At 56.6% G+C, this 18635-nt stretch carries 15 protein-coding genes and 1 pseudogene; 11 read left to right on the top strand and 5 right to left on the bottom strand.

Going from position 1 to position 18635, the window contains the following annotated elements; translation table 11 throughout:
* The first annotated feature begins 13 nt into the window (after positions 1-13).
* The 8 genes from paaB (at position 14) to paaZ (ending at position 8185) form a co-directional block, all read left to right on the top strand.
* On the top strand, positions 14-295 hold the full coding sequence (paaB, locus tag ACP7E4_RS19735; RefSeq protein ID WP_007943393.1) for a 1,2-phenylacetyl-CoA epoxidase subunit PaaB: 282 nt from the start codon (positions 14-16) through the stop codon (positions 293-295).
* Positions 296-303: 8 nt separating this feature from the next.
* Positions 304-1065, top strand: a complete 762-nt coding sequence (gene paaC, locus ACP7E4_RS19740; protein WP_426117208.1) for a 1,2-phenylacetyl-CoA epoxidase subunit PaaC — start codon at positions 304-306, stop codon at positions 1063-1065.
* Positions 1052-1585 carry a 1,2-phenylacetyl-CoA epoxidase subunit PaaD gene (paaD, locus tag ACP7E4_RS19745; RefSeq protein ID WP_426117210.1) on the top strand — a complete coding sequence of 178 codons (534 nt, stop codon included), beginning with the start codon at positions 1052-1054 and terminating at the stop codon, positions 1583-1585. Before paaC ends, paaD begins: the two co-directional genes overlap by 14 nt.
* A 33-nt stretch (positions 1586-1618) precedes the next feature.
* Complete coding sequence (paaE, locus tag ACP7E4_RS19750) at positions 1619-2695, top strand: 1,2-phenylacetyl-CoA epoxidase subunit PaaE (RefSeq protein WP_426117212.1); 1077 nt, start codon at positions 1619-1621, stop codon at positions 2693-2695.
* 137 nt (positions 2696-2832) lie between these two features.
* Positions 2833-3141, top strand: coding sequence for a DUF485 domain-containing protein (locus ACP7E4_RS19755; protein ID WP_426117214.1), 309 nt, complete (start codon positions 2833-2835; stop codon positions 3139-3141).
* A complete protein-coding gene (locus ACP7E4_RS19760; RefSeq protein ID WP_426117216.1) occupies positions 3138-4784 on the top strand; it encodes a cation acetate symporter in 1647 nt (548 codons plus the stop codon). Before ACP7E4_RS19755 ends, ACP7E4_RS19760 begins: the two co-directional genes overlap by 4 nt.
* A 34-nt stretch (positions 4785-4818) precedes the next feature.
* The gene (locus ACP7E4_RS19765; protein WP_426117218.1) at positions 4819-6072 is read left to right on the top strand and encodes an OprD family porin; all 1254 of its coding nucleotides are present in this window, start codon (positions 4819-4821) and stop codon (positions 6070-6072) included.
* Positions 6073-6130: 58 nt separating this feature from the next.
* A complete protein-coding gene (gene paaZ / locus ACP7E4_RS19770) occupies positions 6131-8185 on the top strand; it encodes a phenylacetic acid degradation bifunctional protein PaaZ (protein ID WP_426117220.1) in 2055 nt (684 codons plus the stop codon).
* Between the two features lie 160 nt (positions 8186-8345).
* Here the strand turns inward: paaZ and ACP7E4_RS19775 are convergent, their stop codons facing one another.
* Positions 8346-8714 (bottom strand): OprD family outer membrane porin, encoded by a 369-nt coding sequence (locus ACP7E4_RS19775; RefSeq protein ID WP_426117222.1) that lies wholly within the window; start codon positions 8712-8714, stop codon positions 8346-8348.
* Between the two features lie 30 nt (positions 8715-8744).
* Here ACP7E4_RS19775 and ACP7E4_RS19780 point away from each other — a divergent pair, with 30 nt between their 5' ends.
* The 3 genes from ACP7E4_RS19780 to ACP7E4_RS19790 all read left to right on the top strand — a co-directional run bounded on the left by ACP7E4_RS19780 (position 8745) and on the right by ACP7E4_RS19790 (position 12168).
* Positions 8745-9710, top strand: a complete 966-nt coding sequence (locus tag ACP7E4_RS19780; RefSeq protein ID WP_426117224.1) for a helix-turn-helix domain-containing protein — start codon at positions 8745-8747, stop codon at positions 9708-9710.
* Positions 9711-9791: 81 nt separating this feature from the next.
* Positions 9792-10724 carry a SphA family protein gene (locus tag ACP7E4_RS19785; RefSeq protein ID WP_426117226.1) on the top strand — a complete coding sequence of 311 codons (933 nt, stop codon included), beginning with the start codon at positions 9792-9794 and terminating at the stop codon, positions 10722-10724.
* A gap of 224 nt (positions 10725-10948) precedes the next feature.
* Positions 10949-12168 (top strand): IS3 family transposase gene (locus ACP7E4_RS19790; RefSeq protein WP_426117228.1). Its coding sequence is split into 2 segments (ribosomal slippage): positions 10949-11294 and positions 11294-12168, totalling 1221 coding nucleotides; the frame shifts between segments, so codons are not numbered across the junction.
* 97 nt (positions 12169-12265) lie between these two features.
* Here the strand turns inward: ACP7E4_RS19790 and moaA are convergent.
* The 4 genes and pseudogenes from moaA to ACP7E4_RS19810 form a co-directional block, all read right to left on the bottom strand.
* Positions 12266-13375, bottom strand: a complete 1110-nt coding sequence (gene moaA / locus ACP7E4_RS19795) for a GTP 3',8-cyclase MoaA (RefSeq protein ID WP_426117254.1) — start codon at positions 13373-13375, stop codon at positions 12266-12268.
* A gap of 253 nt (positions 13376-13628) precedes the next feature.
* Complete coding sequence (locus ACP7E4_RS19800) at positions 13629-15959, bottom strand: molybdopterin-dependent oxidoreductase (protein ID WP_426117230.1); 2331 nt, start codon at positions 15957-15959, stop codon at positions 13629-13631.
* 500 nt (positions 15960-16459) lie between these two features.
* Positions 16460-16730, bottom strand: a pseudogene (locus ACP7E4_RS19805) (LLM class flavin-dependent oxidoreductase); the annotation flags it as partial.
* A 44-nt stretch (positions 16731-16774) separates the two neighbouring features.
* On the bottom strand, positions 16775-18247 hold the full coding sequence (locus ACP7E4_RS19810; RefSeq protein WP_426117232.1) for an APC family permease: 1473 nt from the start codon (positions 18245-18247) through the stop codon (positions 16775-16777).
* Positions 18248-18635 lie beyond the last annotated feature (388 nt).

Raw genomic sequence — 18635 nt, forward strand, 5'->3', positions numbered from 1 at the left:
TGGAGTCACTGAAATGTCTGAATGGACCCTTTTTGAAGTCTTCGTGCGCAGCAAGCACGGCCTCAACCACAAGCATGTCGGCAGCGTGCATGCCGCCGACACCACGATGGCGATCGAAAACGCCCGCGAACTGTACACCCGCCGCAGTGAAGGCGTAAGCCTGTGGGTGGTGCCCTCGGCGCTAATCACCGCTTCGTCGCCGGATGAAAAAGACCCGCTGTTCGACCCGTCGGACGACAAGGTTTACCGCCATGCCAGCTTCTACGAGTTGCCGGCCGAAGTCGGGCACATGTGAGGTCGACCATGAACAACAACACTGATCTGATCGAATACCTGCTGCGCCTCGGCGACAGCGCCCTGATCCAGGGCCAGCGCCTGTGCCAATGGTGCGGCAAGGCCCCGGCACTGGAAGAAGAACTGGCGCTGATGAACGTCGGCCTCGACCTGGTGGGCCAGGCACGCAACTGGCTGGAATACGCCGCCGAATTGCTGAACGACGGTCGCGACGCCGATCACCTGGCGTTCCGTCGTGATGAGCGTGCCTATCGCAACCTGCTGCTGGTGGAACAACCCAACGGCGATTATGCGGTGACCATCCTCAAACAGTTCCTCTACGACGCTTGGCACCTGCAAGTACTCAGCGGCCTGAGCCAGTCCAGCGACGAGCGCATTGCCGGGATCGCCGCCAAAGCCGTGAAGGAAGTCACCTACCACCTGCGCCGCTCCGGCGAATGGGTCGAGCGTCTGGGTGACGGCACCGAGGAAAGCCATAAGCGCATGCTCGCGGCCATCCCTGAGGTCTGGCGTTTCACGGTCGAGCTAACCAGTGCTGACGACAGCGAACAACGCCTGTGCGCAGCCGGCATCACCCCGGACGCCGCGCAAGTCGCCGCAGCCTGGCAAGCCAAGGTCAGCGAGATTTTTGCCAGCGCCACCCTGCCCGTGCCGGTCGCACCCAGCTATTTCTACCTGAATGCGCGCAAGGGCCTGCACACCGAACACCTGGGCATCCTGCTGGCCGAAATGCAGTTCCTGCCACGAGCGTACCCCGATGCAACCTGGTGAGCTGATCGCCAGCGACCTCGGCGCCCGGCCGGCTCAACCGACCGACCTGGCCGCCGCGTGGGCGATTTTGGCGGAGGTCATGGACCCGGAAGTGCCGGTGGTCAGCGTGGTCGACCTCGGCATCGTTCGCGATCTCGACTGGCAGGCCGGACATCTGCACGTGGTGGTCACACCGACTTACTCCGGTTGCCCCGCCACCGAAGTGATCGAAAGCGATATCCGCGAGGCGCTGGAACTCGCCGGGTTCAAAGCGCCGCAACTGGAACGCAAATTGACCCCGGCCTGGACCACCGACTGGATCACTGACAGCGGTCGCGAACGTCTGCGCGCCTACGGTATTGCGCCGCCAAACGGCAGCACCAGCAAGCGCAGCCTGCTCGGCGAAAGCCCGGTGATCGTCTGTCCGCAATGCGGCAGCGCACATACCGAAGTGCTCAGCGAGTTTGGCTCCACCGCGTGCAAGGCACTGTACCGCTGCTGCGACTGTCGGGAACCGTTCGACTATTTCAAGTGCATCTGAGCGGCAATCGGCCGTCCCAGCTGGAGAATAAAAATGAGTAAATTTCACAGCCTGACCATCAAGGATGTGCGCGCAGAGACCCGTGACGCGGTGTCCATCGCCTTCGAGATTCCGCAGCACTTGCAAGACAGTTTTCACTTCACCCAAGGCCAACACCTGGTGATGCGCACCCAGATGGACGGCGAAGAAGTGCGCCGTTCCTATTCGATTTGCACCGGGGTCAACGACGACGAACTGCGCGTCGCCATCAAGCGTGTGGCCGGTGGGCGGTTTTCCGCATTCGCCAATGAGCAGTTGAAGGTTGGGCACAGCCTGGAAGTGATGCCGCCGGCCGGTCACTTTCATGTCGAACTCGATCCGGCTCGCCACGGTCATTACCTGGCGGTCGCAGCGGGCAGCGGCATCACGCCGATCCTGTCGATCATCAAGACCACCCTGCAAACCGAACCGCACAGCCGCGTCACGCTGCTGTATGGCAACCGTTCAAGTTCCGGCGCGCTGTTCCGCGAACAGCTCGAAGACCTGAAAAACCGTTACTTGCAGCGTCTGAACCTGATCTTCGTGTTCAGCCGCGAGCAGCAGGATGTCGACCTGTACAACGGCCGAATCAACGCCGAGAAATGCGAGCAACTGTTCTCTCGCTGGCTCGACGTCAAAACCCTCGACGCGGCCTTCATCTGCGGCCCGCAGGAGATGACCGAAACCGTGCGCGACAGCCTGAAAGCCAAAGGCATGCCGCCTGAGCGCATTCATTTCGAACTGTTTGCTGCCGTCGGCAGCCAGCAAAAACGTGAGGCCCGCGAGGCGGCTCGGCAGGTTGATGCCGCCGTCAGCCAGATCACCGTCATCAGCGACGGCCGCGCCCTGGCCTTCGACCTGCCACGCAACAGTCAGAGCATCCTCGACGCCGGCAACGCCCAAGGCGCCGAACTGCCTTACTCGTGCAAGGCCGGCGTGTGCTCGACCTGCAAATGCAAGGTCATCGAAGGCGAAGTGGAAATGGACAGCAACCATGCTCTGGAAGATTACGAAGTGGCCGCCGGCTATGTGCTGTCGTGCCAGGCGTTTCCGGTGAGCGACAAGGTGGTGCTGGATTTCGATCAGCTCTAATTAATCCCCACCCACAGGATCTGCGCTGTACCTGTGGGAGCGTGGCTTGCGCGCGATAAGCGCCGCAGGACCTTCTTTCAGCGTGAAACCGTAAACCCGCTTCACCCCACAACAAAAACAACAACAGAGAGCGCGCCATGACACCCAAAGACGTAGAACTCATCCGCCAGAACCCCGATTTCATCCAGTTGGTACGCCGCAAACAGAACCTGTATTGGTCGCTGTCGCTGATCATGCTGGTGATCTATTTCGGCTTCGTCTTACTGGTGGCGTTCTCCCCCGCCACCCTCGGCCAATCCCTCAGTGGCGGGGTGACCACCGTGGGCATGTTGGTGGGTGTGGTGATCGTGGTAATGGCGTTCGCACTGACCGGTTTCTACGTTTATCGCGCCAACAACGTGATCGATCCGCTCAACGAAAAGCTCAAACAGGAGTGCGCCCGATGAGCCGGCTTCTGGCGTTATTCCTGCTGCCTCTGGCCTTTGTCGCTGACTTTGCGGCAGCGGCCGACGGCGCGTCCCGCCCATTGAACTGGAACGCAATCGGCATGTTCCTGGTGTTCGTGCTGTTCACCCTCGGTGTGACGCGTTGGGCTGCGCTGCGTACTCGCTCCGCCAGCGATTTCTACACCGCGGGCGGTGGCATGACCGGTTTTCAGAACGGTCTGGCGATTGCCGGCGACATGATCTCCGCGGCGTCCTTTCTGGGCATCTCGGCGATGATGTTCCTCAATGGCTATGACGGCTTGCTCTACGCCCTGGGAGTGTTGGCGGGCTGGCCGATCATTCTGTTCCTCATTGCCGAACGCTTGCGCAACCTCGGTAAATACACCTTTGCCGACGTGGTATCCTATCGCCTGGAACAAACCCCGGTACGCCTGACCTCGGCCTTCGGCACCTTGACCGTGGCCCTGATGTACCTGGTGGCTCAGATGGTCGGCGCCGGCAAGCTGATCGAATTGTTGTTCGGCATCGATTACCTCTACGCGGTCATGCTGGTCGGCGTGTTGATGGTGTTCTACGTGACCTTCGGCGGCATGCTCGCCACCACGTGGGTGCAGATCATCAAGGCCGTGATGCTGCTGTTCGGCACTACGTTCATGGCATTCATGGTGCTCAAGCATTTCGGTTTCAGCACCGAAGCGATGTTCGCCGGAGCCACTGCCGTGCACGCCAAGGGCAACGCAATCATGGCGCCCGGCGGTTTGCTGTCGAACCCGATCGATGCGATCTCGCTGGGTCTGGGCATGATGTTCGGCACCGCAGGCCTGCCGCATATCCTGATGCGTTTCTTCACCGTCAGCGATGCCAAGGAAGCGCGTAAAAGCGTGTTCTACGCCACCGGATTTATCGGTTATTTCTACTTGCTACTGATCATTGTCGGCTTCGGTGCGATCGTCATGGTCGGCACCGATCCAGCGTTCCGTGATGCCAACGGCGCGATCATCGGCGGCGGCAACATGATCGCCGTGCACCTGGCCCAGGCCGTGGGCGGCAACCTGTTCCTCGGTTTCATCTCGGCGGTCGCCTTCGCCACCATCCTCGCAGTGGTTGCCGGGTTGGCGTTGTCCGGCGCGTCAGCGGTGTCTCACGATTTGTATGCCTGCGTGATGCGCAAGGGCCAGGCCAGCGAACAGCAGGAAATTCGTGTCTCGCGCATTGCCACGCTGTGCATCGGTGTCCTGGCAATCATTCTCGGCCTGTTGTTCGAGTCGCAGAACATCGCGTTCCTGTCCGGTCTGGTGCTGGCCATCGCCGCCTCGGTGAATTTCCCAGTGCTGTTTCTCTCGATGTACTGGAAAGGCCTGACCACCCGCGGCGCGGTGACCGGCAGTCTGGCGGGGCTGATCTCGGCGATTGTCCTGCTGGTGCTGAGCCCGGCGGTGTGGGTCAACGTGCTTCATCACGACAAGGCGCTGTTCCCCTACTCCAACCCGGCACTGTTCTCCATGAGCCTGGCCTTCTTTAGTGCCTGGGTGTTTTCCGTCACCGACACCTCACCCCGTGCGGCCCTTGAGCGTGGCCGTTATCTGGCGCAGTTCATCCGCTCGATGACCGGCATCGGTGCTTCCGGCGCCAGCAAACACTAAACAACGATCGATCTGATGGCTGGGAATAAAAATAATGAAGCCCGCGCGTACCGCATCCTACGAATCACTGTTTTCGCTCGCCGCCGTATTGAGTCTGCCCATGGTTGCACCCAGCGCCATGGCCGACTTCATCGACGACAGCAAGGCCCGTATTGAAATGCGCAACCACTACATCAATCGCGATTTCCGTCAGGACAACGCGCCGCAATCCAAGGCCGAGGAATGGGCACAGGGATTCACCGCGCGCATCGAGTCCGGGTTCACCGACGGCGCCTTCGGCTTCGGTCTCGACGCGCTTGGGGAGCTGGGACTGAAACTCGACTCCAGCCCGGATCGTCGTGGCACCGGGCTGCTGCCCTTTGGCCCGAACAGCCATGAGCCGGCTGACGAGTTCAGTCAACTGGGGCTGACCGGCAAGCTGCGCGCATCCAAAAGCGTGTTCAAGCTTGGCACCCTGCAACCCTTGCTGCCGGTGGCGACCTACAACGACACCCGCCTGCTGGGTTCGACCTTCGAGGGTGGCTTGCTGACCATCCAGGAAATCAGTGGCCTGACGGTCAATGCCGGGCGCCTGACCAAGGCCAACCTGCGGGACTCCTCCAGCAACGATGACATCGGCTACGGCGCCGCCAGCAGCGATCACTTCGACTTTGCCGGCGGCAGCTACGCCTTCAGCCCGCAGCTGAACCTGAGCTACTACTACGGCAAGCTCGATCAGATTTATCGCCAACAGTTCGTCGGGCTGGTGCATACCCAGCCGCTGGGCAACGGTTTCAACCTGCGCAGCGACCTGCGCTATTTCGACAGCCGAGGGGATGGCGCCGAGCGGGCCGGACGTATCGACAACCGCAACTTCAACAGCATGTTCACCGTGTCCCACGGTGCCCACAAAGTCAGTGCCACGTACCAGCAGTTGTCCGGCGACAGCGCCTTTCCGTTCCTCAACGGCGGCGATCCCTACGTGGTCAACCTGGTGACCTACAACACCTACACCCGCGCTGACGAGGACTCCTGGCAGCTGCGTTACGACTATGACTTCGCGGCGCAAGGCATCCCCGGCCTGACCTTCATGACCCGCTACACCGACGGTCGCCACGTTAAATCCGGCAGCGTCGACAACGGCCGCGAGCGGGAACGCGACACTGACATCAGTTACGTCATCCAGAGCGGCGTGTTCAAGGACGTCAGCCTTCGCTGGCGCAACGTGACCTTCCGTTCCGGCAATGGCTTGAGTACCGCCATCGATGAAAACCGGCTGATTGTCGGTTACACCGTGGCGCTTTGGTAATCCCTGAAGGGCGCGGTCGCAACCGCGTCAACACCTTTCACAACCTGGAGGAATCGTGATGCCTCACGCCCCTACCCTGCAAAGTTTCATCGCCGGTCGCTGGATCGGCCAACACGGCGCTCAGGTGCTGCGCAGCGCCATCGATGGCCATGAAATTGCACGCACCCATGAAGAGCGTCCGGACTTCGCCGAAGCCGTCGAGCACGGTCGTCGCCAAGGCGTCAGCGGCCTGATGGCGCTGGACTTCCAGCAACGGGCGCAACGTCTCAAGGCCCTGGCCTTGTACCTGAGCGAACGCAAGGAACAGCTCTACGCCATCTCGCACCACAGCGGCTCGACCCGCGCCGACAGTTGGATCGACATCGAAGGCGGCAACAGCACGCTGTTCACCTACGCCAGCCTCGGCTCGCGCGAATTGCCGTCGGGCAACATCGTCCACGAAGGCCCGGCCATGCCGCTGAGCAAACTGGGCACCTTCGCCGGCACGCATATTCTGGTGCCCCGCGGCGGCCTGGCGGTGCACATCAACGCCTTCAACTTCCCGATCTGGGGCATGCTGGAAAAGTTTGCACCGAGCTTTCTCGCCGGCATGCCGTGCATCGTCAAACCGGCCAGCGCCACCAGCTATTTGACCGAAGCCGTGGTACGGCTGATGGACAAATCCGGTTTGCTGCCGACGGGCAGTTTGCAGTTGATCATCGGCAGCACCGGTGATTTGCTGGATCGCCTGCAAGGCCAGGACGTGGTGACCTTCACCGGCTCGGCCGACACCGCCGCCAAACTGCGTGTCAATCCGAACCTGATCCGCAACTCGGTGCCGTTCAACGCTGAAGCCGACTCGCTGAACTGCGCGATCCTCGCCCCGGACGTGACCCCGGACGACGAAGAGTTCGAGCTGTTCATCAAGGAAGTCGCACGGGAAATGACCACCAAGGCCGGGCAGAAATGCACCGCCATCCGCCGCGCGATTGTGCCGGCCAAACACATTGATGCGGTCGCCAGCCGTTTGCGCGATCGCCTGAAGAAAGTCGTGGTCGGCGACCCGTCGGTGGAAGGCGTGCGCATGGGTGCGCTGGCCTCTCACGATCAGCAAAAAGACGTCGCCGAACGCCTGGAAAGCCTGCTGCAAAGCAGCGATATGCTGTTCGGCGCCCGCGACGGTTTCGAGCCGCGCGGTGAAAACGTCAACCAGGGTGCGTTCTTCGCGCCAACTCTGTTGCAGGCCCGCGACCCTCACGCCGAAGGTGGCGCCCACGACATCGAAGCGTTCGGCCCGGTCAGCACCCTGATGGCCTACGACGATCTGGACGAAGCACTGGTCCTGGCCGCTCGCGGCAAAGGCAGTCTGGTGGCCAGTTTGATCACCAAGGATCCGCAGATCGCCGCCAAGGCCATCCCGGTGGCAGCTGCTTGGCACGGCCGTTTGCTGGTGCTGGACCGCGAATCCGCCGCCGAATCCACCGGCCACGGTTCGCCCCTGCCACAACTCAAACACGGCGGCCCGGGTCGTGCCGGCGGTGGTGAAGAACTCGGTGGTCTGCGCGCGGTGAAACACTACCTGCAACGCGCGGCGGTGCAAGGCTCGCCGACCATGTTGGCGGCGGTCACCGGCGAATACGTGCGGGGCGCCAAGGTCATCGAAACCGAGGTGCATCCGTTCCGCCGGTTCTTCCAGGACCTGCAGATCGGCGAATCGCTGCTGACCCACCGTCGCACCGTGACCGAAGCCGATCTGGTGAACTTCGGTTGCCTGTCCGGCGATCATTTCTACATGCACTTCGATGACATCGCCGCCAAGGAATCGCAATTCGGCAAACGCATCGCCCACGGTTACTTCGTGCTGTCGGCGGCGGCGGGCCTGTTCGTGTCGCCAGCACCCGGCCCGGTTCTGGCCAATTACGGTCTGGATACTTTGCGCTTTATCACTCCGGTAGGCATCGGCGACACGATTCAGGCGCGCCTGACCTGCAAACGCAAAATCGATCAGGGCAAAAAGAGCCCGCAAGGCATTCCTCAAGGGGTGGTGGCATGGGATGTAGAAGTCACCAATCAGTTGGGAGAACTGGTTGCCAGTTATGACATTTTGACCTTGGTGGTGAAGCGCGAGGAGTAAAACCGCAACCTGCAAGGGATTATCTCTCTCATGAGGTAATCCCTTTCTTTCTGTTGCGGACAACTACTCGCCTCTCGATCACCAACGCTGTTATGCCTACCAGAACTTCCATGTGTAAGTCGTGATCAGCCGGTTCTCATCGAAGTCGGCACCGTAGCCGTCATAAGGCCCGGTGATCGGTTATCAAGGTCACCCGACAGTTGCTTCCCCTCCTCGCGATTGTTGTAGTAACGGACATCGTTCTTGAGTCATAACCGTCCCCAAAATTCAAGGTGTACGCGAGCCCGAAGTAATGTTGCTGGTAGAAGTCTTCCCGATTGGACGATTCGCGCGTGGATATCTTCCAGAATCCACCGGCGCTCAAGGTCAGTTTCGACCACTCCCGGGACTCAATGGCCGCCCCTTCAAAGGTGGGGGCCAGCTGCCTGGAGTCATCCCTCAAAGCTGATTGAACGCCAATCCGGCGCTCTATCCATTTCCGGCACAATTTCAGAGAGACGCCTAGGAGAGGAATAGAACTTGCCTTCACATTTAGTGATCATCCAATGGCGCTGCAAACATGAACAACGATTTCCTGGCCCAACCGCCGAGTGCACAGCCACCTTACCTGAGCCGCATACAGACCCACGACCCCGACGAGCACGCTAGTCACCTGAGTGGCTGGCGCCTTAGTTACGATCAATTGAGTCATGGCCGCTTCGAAGGTGAACTCGACGAGTTTCGTTCGGACAAGATTCAGATGGTCCGCGACCGCTCTAATCAGGCCATGACGAAGAAAGGCGCGGGGGCTGAAGGTACGATTGCCTTCTGCGTCACGCTGAAGAACCACGATGACGTGTACTGCTCCGGACACCAGATCACCGAGCCCTGCGTGATGGTGGCGCATAGCGATAACATGCCTGAACTCAAGGTCCCGGAGATCGTCGACATCCTCTTGGTCGCCATCAATCAGGGATCGCTACAACATACACTTGAGCGTCAAGGTAGCAGCTTTCGTATTACCGATTTCCCCACGTGTTACCCGATCGGCGATTCGCTCGCGTGGCACGAGCTAAAATTGTTGGTTACTGAACTGGCAAGGGCATCACCAAGCGGCAATGAACTTCAGCAGAAGACGATTCGCAGCGACATCAGCGATACAGTGATCATGCACCTGATCGACTTGGTCACCAGCGACGAAACGCTTTCACTCAAACCGACAGCGCGCAAACGAACGGTTGACAGAGCCTGTGAGTACGCAATGAGCCACCTGGACGAACCCTTCTCGATCCTTGATCTTTGCAACAGCATTGGTGCAAGCCGACGAAAGTTGCAATATTGCTTCCAGAATGCTTTAGGCATCAACGCGGTCGCTTATCTTCGAGCACTACGCCTCAACTCGGTGCGTCGCGAGCTTCGAGAAAGCAGTACGACACAGGCGATACAGATTGTCGCAGAGCGCTGGGGCTTCTGGCATATTGGGCGCTTCTCCGTCGATTACCACTCCATGTTCGGCGAACGCCCATCGAAAACCTTGCGACGCTGAATCTGTGCTGAAATCGGATATAATAAAAAATAGCAGCACAACATCATGTCCTCACTTCGCCGACCCGAATGAGGACATCCCTTGAACAACAAGACCAATAACCGCGCAAGACACTTCGTGGCACTGACATTCAGCCTACTGGGTGCATGGACATCAGCAGAGGCAACCGAGAATGGAAGCCCGACCACTACCTTCGGTGTTTATGATTTTGGGGCCGGTATGACCCCGCCGCCGACCGCGAATGGAACGATAGGAGTACGAACTGGCTATTACTCCGCCAGGACTCTAAAGGATAGCCACGGCAACCGCTCCGACAACGACTTCTCTCTCGATCTACTGAGCATCGCGCCCTTCTATGTGCGGATGACCGAAAATACCCTGTTTGGTGCCAACTACGGATTTGGTGTCGTGCTTCCATTGTTCAAGATGGACGCTGAAGTCAACGTGCAGACTCCGGGCGGCCCAATGAAGCTCGAAGCCGATCCATTTCGAATGTCTGATGCGGTCTTCGTTCCATTAATACTTCAATGGAACTTGTCGCCTAACTTGTTCGTAAACACATCCCTGGGCATCACCGCCCCAACCGGCGATTACGACAAGAATCGTCTGGTCTCGCCTGGCCTTAACCACTGGACATACTCACCCTCACTCAATGCCACCTACATCACCGATAGCGGCTTCGAGGTTTCATCTAGTTTTCAAGTCGATTTCAGCACCCGCAATAAAGCCACTGACTACAAAAATGGCGTCGAGTACCGCCACGAGTTCGCCGCAGGGCAGCATGTGGGCCCATGGACAGTCGGGTTGGGAGGCTTCTATTACCGTCAAGTTAGCGACGATGACGCTCCCAATCTAACAACCGGAAACCGTTCTGGAGCACTGGCCATCGGCCCCGCTGTTGCCTACTTCAAGCCAGGACTACCACCCATCTCGGCACACATATACAAGGAGTTCGATGCGCGAAACCGACCTGAAGGTTACACCTTCGCCGTGCGCGTCTCGCAAAGCTTCTAAGCCTTCGGACAACGAGCCTGCAAATTCAGGCGACAGGACTTGTACCAGCGTCTCGGCACCACCCACATACACCCCCATAAACCAAACACTGTCATTGTGACTGTCGAACACCTATTACTCAAAGGGTAATCACTCGAACAGGCCAATGACCTCTTGAACGAGCCCCATGAAAGACAGGACACCGTTTCCCCCTTACGATAAGGGATAGGCAAACGGTTATGTTTATGACTAATAGCAACGATAAGAGTGGGGAGCTTTTGGGCCAGGAGCGGCGGCGCCGCTGGAGCCCAGAGCAAAAACTGGCCATGGTTCGCGAGAGTCTTGAGCCAGGGCAAAGCGTTTCGGTGGTGGCTCGGCGCAACGGCATCAATGCCAACCAGCTGTTCCTGTGGCGCAAGCTGTATCAGGACGGCAGCCTGTCGGCGGTCAGTGCCGGTGAAGCGGTGGTGCCTGCGTCCGAACTGAGCGATGCGTTCAAGCAGATCCGTGAACTGCAACGGATGCTGGGCAAAAAAACGATGGAAGCAGAAATCCTCAAAGAGGCCATGGAGATTGCCCGGTCGCGAAAATGGATTGCGCACTCACCCTTGTTGCCGGGGGACGACCAGTGAAGCTGGTCAGCGAATGTCTCGGTGTGGCGCGCTCGCAATTAACGGTTCGAATCAAGCAATCGGTATCGCCCAAAGTTCGGCGAAGCAGGCCCGTGAACGATGCTGAGTTGGTAGTTGAAATCCAGCAACAGGTCAGCGAACTGCCCAGCTATGGCTACCGTCGTGTCTGGGGATTACTGCGTCGCGAACGTGAAACCCAGTTGCTACCCGCGATCAACGTGAAGCGGGTTTGCCGGGTCATGCGTGATCACAACTTGCTGCTGGAGCGCCGGATCAAACAGCCCGGCGTGCCGCGTCGGCACGAAGGCCGTATTGCGGTGCAAACCAGCGATACACGTTGGTGCTCGGACGGTTTTGAGTTCCGCTGCGAGGACGGCGCCAAACTGAGCGTGACCTTCGCCCTGGACTGCTGTGATCGTGAGGCCATCGGCTGGGTTGCAAGTCCAACGGGATACAGCGGCGATGATATCCGCGACTTGATGCTGGAAAGCGTGGAAAAGCGCTTCGGTGATCAACTGCCCGCCACTCCGGTGCAATGGCTAAGCGACAACGGCTCAGCCTATACCGCCGAACAGACGCGCCTATTTGCTCGACAGATCGGTTTGCAGCCGGTGACCACCCCGGTACGCAGCCCGCAGAGCAATGGTATGGCCGAGAGTTTCGTGAAGACGATCAAGCGTGACTACGTGGCGCACATGCCCAAGCCGGATCAAGAAACGGCGTTACGTAACCTGGCAATTGCCTTCGAACACTACAACGAGCAGCATCCGCACAGCGCCTTGAACTATCGCTCACCGAGGGAATTCAGGCGCTTGGCAGCTGCATCAATTTAGCGGGGAGTTGGTGTCCGGTTTTGTAGGGGCAAGTCCATTTTCTACTGGTATTGACCCCATTGCAGTCCAGCGCAGATAAGCCGCGAATCCTGTTATCTCATCCGCCGATGTATGACATTTCTACTTTCGCCACACCGGCGGCGCCTGCAATTTGATCAACGTTGCCTCTTAGCTCTGAATACCGATCGGTACGCCCTTCCCAGATACTCGCGACTGTCGTGTAGATGCTGTCATCACTCCACCCGTTCCTAATCAGCGTTCGAAGGTCGTGGCCGTGCCCAGAAAACAGGCAGGAGTAGAGTCGACCCTCGGCTGATAAACGAGCGCGGTTACACTCGCCACAAAATGCATGAGTCACGCTGGAGATGACTCCAATCTCACCGCTGCCATCGAGATAGCCCCAACGTTGGGAGGTATCACCGCTGCGTTCCGAATCGAGTTGGCGTAGTGGGAACTGAGCGCTGATGACCTGGACGACATCGTCTGAGGGCATCACTTCATCCATCTTCCATTGATTCGATGTACCCACATCCATGTATTCGATGAAGCGCAGCACTATCCCTGATCCTTTGAAATGCGTAGCCATCGGTAGGATTTCCTTATCATTGGTCCCGCACTTTACCACCATGTTGATTTTTATTGGTGACAGCCCAACTGCGTGAGCTGCATCAATCCCTTTCAAGACATCCGTCACAGAAAAGCCGACGTCGTTCATCTTCTTAAAAAGTGAATCATTTAGGGCGTCGAGGCTTACGGTGACTCTTGATAATCCTGCGTCTTTTAAAGCCCGCGCTTTCGGCGCGAGAAGAGAACCATTGGTGGTGAGGGTAATGTCGAGTTGCTCACCTTTGGGAGTGGTTAAGGAGGCTAAACGCTCAATCAAATACTCAAGGTTTTTCCTGAGCAAAGGCTCCCCTCCAGTAAGTCGAATTTTCTCCACGCCGAGCCTCACGAACACCCGAGCCACTCGCTCAATTTCCTCAAAAGATAGGAGAGAGCTTTGTTTTAGAAATGCGTGATCCCTACCGAAGGCTTTTTTGGGCATGCAGTAAACACATCTAAAATTACACCGGTCCGTTACCGAAATTCGAAGGTCCCGCAGCTCTCGTGCAAACTGGTCAGCAAGCAGACCTGTTGTAGAAACGCTGGTGATCAACGGCCTCCGAAGGAGGTCGACCGTGGGAATAAGAGAGGAATGTGTGAGCATATTTTTAAGATCAGCCAAGCTTCAGGCTACGGTCTAAGCGCCCTCCGCATGAGCCCTTCGGGAATGAAGGACAAGCAACTCAGCAAACTGATAGGAACCCGAAAGCATCACCATCACTCGATGCCCTTCACCGTACCCACCGATAACGCTCTAGACCGAAGTCGCACAGATTCTTAGTTTTGGTGGGAACTGAGTGCAGGCTCACCATACCTACACTCATCACCCTTTGCTTACAACCCTGAGCTTTCGCCAATTATTTGTATTGGATCTCAGGGGGCGTAAACACAGTCAGCGGAGGCAGCTCCCCTGTGTTTTTTTCTATGTCCACAAGGCAGCTGTTTGCTGATGGCCCTTGAGCTAACGATGACGTCCCTACGTCATTGGTAACGGCATTAGGATTACCGTGAATTTCAAGACTCATAGGATCGTGGACATCCAGCATGTCGTACCAAGCCCCCGTAGCGATCTGCAAAACGTTTCGTCTTAACGCGTCGGACAAGATCACGCCTGCGAGGAAGGATCCACGATTATTGAAGACGCGCACGATATCGCCATCTACGACTCCAATTTCTTTCGCGTCTTCCGGATTTAAGCGAATTGGTTCACGGTCTTGGATTTTTGAAAGTTGGCTCGTGATGCCATGGTCAAACTGACTGTGGAGTCGCGTAGCAGGTTGGTTTGATAACAGATGGTAAGGGAACGTTTTTGCTAAAGGGCTTCCGAGATATTCGACTTTTTCGTACCACGCCGGATGCCCAACGCAGTCCTCGTAACCGAAGCCCGCAATAGTTTCTGAGAATATCTCAATTTTCCCTGACGGCGTATTCAGTGGATTGCCTACCGGGTCATCGCGAAAGCGCTCAAGAGTCTGTTTGCTATCCGAGAACATCGGGCGCAGATCTATCGGTGGGCCGTCATTGAACTCTTCGAAGCTAGGCAATGTGATGCCGACAGCTTTGGCATTCTGCTGAGTGACGCCGTACAAATGTTTGACCCATTGAGCTGCGTCGCGACCTTCTGTGAACTGTTCTTTGATGCCTAATTTTTCCGCGATGCCTGAGAAAATATCGTAGTCATTACGAGCATCAAGGTAAGGCTTAAGCGACTGGCGCATCGGTGTGAGCCAGTTGTCCATGCTACCGCCAGCGAAGTCTTCTCTTTCCAGATGTGACGTAGATGGGAGAACGATGTCAGCCAAGCGAGCCGTAGTGGTCCAATTGATTTCATGGGTGACGATGGTTTTGGGGTAGGTCCAAGCTTTGCGGAGACGGTTGATATCTTGGTGATGGTGGAACGGATTACCTCCAACCCAGTAAACCAAATCAATATCCGGGTAGGTGAGATTCAACCCGTTATACGTAAATGCACCGCCCGGATTCTCAAGCATGTCAGTTACACGTGCCAAGGGGATGTAATCCGACACAGCATTTTTCCCCTGTGGAAGCGACCCTACAGAGAAAGGAATAATACGGCGCTGCATGGTGCTCATTTTGCTCACGCCCGCTCCCATGACAACACCGCCGCCAAGTAGGCCGATGTATCCGAGCGCTGACGCTAGCGCGATCCCAGCCCAATAAGTTTGCTCGCCGTGCTCGGCCCGCTGGACGGAAAATGAAAGACCGATCATGCAGCGCTCAGCCGCCATCAGGCGTGCCAATTTGCGTATCTCTTCCGCGTCAATTTCTGACTTGCCTTGGGCCCACTCTGCGTCCTTGGGCTGACCGTCACCTACACCCATCACATAGTCAGAGAAAATGTCGAAGCCCACGCAGTATTTGTCCACGAACGCCCGATCGACCAGGCCTTCTTGGATCAGTGTGTGTGTCAGGCCGAGCATGATGGCTACGTCACTGTTAGGACGGCACTGAATCCAGCGAGAGTTCAGGTTGCCGGCAACGTCGTCTCTGATAGGGCTAACGTTTACGACGTCAATGCCTGCTTCGGCAATAGCATTGAAGTGTGAGCGTGCGTCATGTTGGCCGGTACCTCCTGGATTCACCTGCATATTACGGGTCGCAGCACCGCCGAAATACACAATGCGTTTGCAGTGTGCAGCTACTTCCTCAGTAGTGGAGACCTCCATGCCTGCTTGGAAAGCGTTCAAGCCAAGAATATGAGGTATGAGAACCTCAGCTGCCGCGTACGAATAGGTGTCAACAGAATCTGTGTAACCGCCACAGCATCGGAGAAAACGGTGGACCTGGCTCTGCGCATGATGGAATCGGCCGGCGCTTGCCCAACCGTAGGATCCACCATAGATGGAATTATTACCCTTCGTGTCCTTTGCAGCTTGTATAGCTTCAGCTACCAGGCTTAGCGCCTCATCCCAACTCACAGCAATAAACGGTTCTTTCCCCCGTTGCTGAGTGTCGCTGGCTCTTCGATTTTCGTAATACCCCTTACGTACCATAGGTTGCGAGATACGGCAGTTTGAATCCTGGGTAGAGGCCAGAGACTGGCCGATTGGAGAGGGTTCAGAATCATTGGGAACTGGGTCAACGATGATCGCGCCGTTTTCATCACTATGAACGAAGTAATTGCCCCAGTGAGTGGCGGTCAAACGCTTTGGCGTAATGCGTGTCATTTTCACTCCTTCATAGCTCTTTGAGCTTTTATAGATGCGGATGTAAGACCCGCGATTCTTTCACAAGCCATACTTCATTAACTTACGACCGAGGATAAACAAAGATGATCACGCGATTTGCAATCAGTCTATTATCTAATTACAAAACAGCCTCCACTCAAATCACACTTTAAAAATTGAGCCACTGGGACGTGACAACACTTAAAAGCTAGGCTTAAGCGGAACACTCCATTGACCCTATGACCGGCGTTTTTCAAGGTAGTTGTCGCGTCAACCGTTCAACTATGCCGCTCTTTTCTCGTCCTGCTGCTCCCGATCCGGATTCAGCATCACCGCTCCTATCGGCTCCCTGTTCCGCGTCTGGCCTGACCAACGTTCCGGGCTTTTCTTGCGCGCTCGCTGTATAGTTTTATACGGCAGCGATGGGGCTACCTATGATCCATGATGTTATTGTCGATCGTTCGGCACATTTTGATAACTCATAAGCAGTCGCCTTCGGGCTATAGGTTGTTACCGAGGCGGAGCGAGTCTCCATAAGCCGAATCGGGTAAATGACTGCCGCCATCCTCCGACAGCCTGGGTCTGAAGGTACCACTTTGCGGCTGGGCTCTGTAGAGGCCGCGCTTCTGTAATTCGTGGATGATTAGTTACACAAATTTTAGATGTGCCGGGACTAATCAAGGGATTAATCATGTATCCGCTGGCGCCGGAAATGCTCGCGTGCACTTCGATTCGGTGGACTACCTTTTGCGAGGTGTCGACCAGGACCAAGATTGGCTGACTGGTACGAGCCCAGTCAGCAAACTAGATAGATGTTAGCCCTCCGAGTTAACGTTCTGAGCGATTGCGGAGTATACGTCCGGATGAGACTTCTTAAGGCGAATGGCATACAAGCCACCAATGATAAACGCCAGGACAAGCAGGTAGGGCAGAAGAATTACTACTGGGCTCTTACTTCCGGTCAGGAGATCGAAATTTCTTACGGCAAGCGACACTGCCAATGCAAGACCGATGAAGCTTACGATGGGTGCGGTTAGAGTGCGCCACCAATGAGTGCGGCCCTTGCGACGGAAGTAAGCGATGATGGCAAGGCTGGTAAGCGCCTGAAGCGCGATGATACCAACCGTACCGAATCCGATTCCGACTGCCCCCAAGCCTAGTAGAGGATCAAGGCCAAATTCAAAGGTGATGGCGACAACGGTAACAGTGATCAGGGTAATAAGCGCACTCGCATTGTGAGGTGAGGCATGCGTCGGATGTACACGCCCTAAAAATGCTGGGAGACAGCCCTGTCGGCCAAGGGCAAAGATATAGCGACTGGCCACATTATGAATCGCAAGCAAGGTTGCGAACATGCTCGTCGAAAGAAACAGTTCCATGGTATGGGTGGCAAGCTTATTGAGGTATTGGTCCCCGAGATTGAAGTAGAGCGTTGCCAACTGACTCGTCGCGACATTCTGGACATCGCTGCCCACGGCACCAATGGTGATCCACGTGGTCACGAAATAGAACAACGCCGTGAGAAAAACAGCCCCGAACGTTGCCAGCCCGATACTGCGCGAAGGTGAATGGGTCTCTTCGGAATACAGTGCTGCAGATTCCACGCCGATGAAACAGGTAAACGCCAACATGATGGCGATGCCCGGTGCCCCGCTGAAAACCGCGCTCAAACTGAAAACACTGACGGGAAATGCGTCTGCCCCTTTGCTCCAGATAATGCTAATGTTCAGTGCAATCAGCACGGCGAATTCGATCGCCAGCAGAATGGCGAGCATGCGCGAGCTGAAATCGATCTGCCGATAGCCAAGGATCGCCGCGAGTACCACAGCAACTATTGCCGGCACTATCCAGTGCACGTTGATACCGAATAGATCGCTTAACGCAACCTGTGTAAAGAAAGCCACATAACCAACGACCCCACACACGAAAACCGTGTAGGAGAGTATCGCCAGGAAGGCTGAGCCAAGCCCCAATACACTACCGAAGCCACGGGTTACATAAGCGTAGAATGCACCAACATTCACCACCTCCTTGCTCATCGCGTTATAGCCGACCGTAAAAAAGCCCAGAATGACGGCGACTCCCGCGAAAGTGAGTGGTACCCCCAGTCCATTACCAAAAGCAAAGGCGATGGGAACGACACCCAGTACCGCCGCCATCGGTGCCGCTGCAGCGATGATCAGAAAAATAAGACGCAATGTACCTAGGCTCGGGCGGAGCGTATCGGCTTCCTCTGTTGGGAGGCTGGTTCCCAAGCTGTCCAGAATACTTCTGTTTTCAACTTTCATCGCATTCTCCGCGTGCAGCGACTCCAAATCAGGAGCACTACTAAGATTTATCGGTTTTATTGGCTTCAATGACGGGATCACGATGACTGGCCATTTTAAAGTCAGCGCGCAGGCCCGTTGACAGTGCCTTTGTCCTATATCCATTGTTTCCTTCTGAAATGAACTCAGAAGTCGAAGTCCGATAGATCTATCCTACGTAGCCTGGAATGCTGGCGTTAGCCGGAATTGGCACAACATGTCTTGATGCGAACGGGACCAATGCCAGCTTGGCGAGCACACATAAAAAGAACAATTTGAGTGAAAACCGCATCAGCCATTACTATGGGCATCGCTATTTTACTGGGGGATGCCGCGCGCCTTCAGTAGCGCTTTGTATCCCGCCTTGCGC

Origin of the sequence: Pseudomonas sp. DSP3-2-3, from assembly GCF_049898225.1 — a bacterium.
GTDB lineage: Bacteria > Pseudomonadota > Gammaproteobacteria > Pseudomonadales > Pseudomonadaceae > Aquipseudomonas.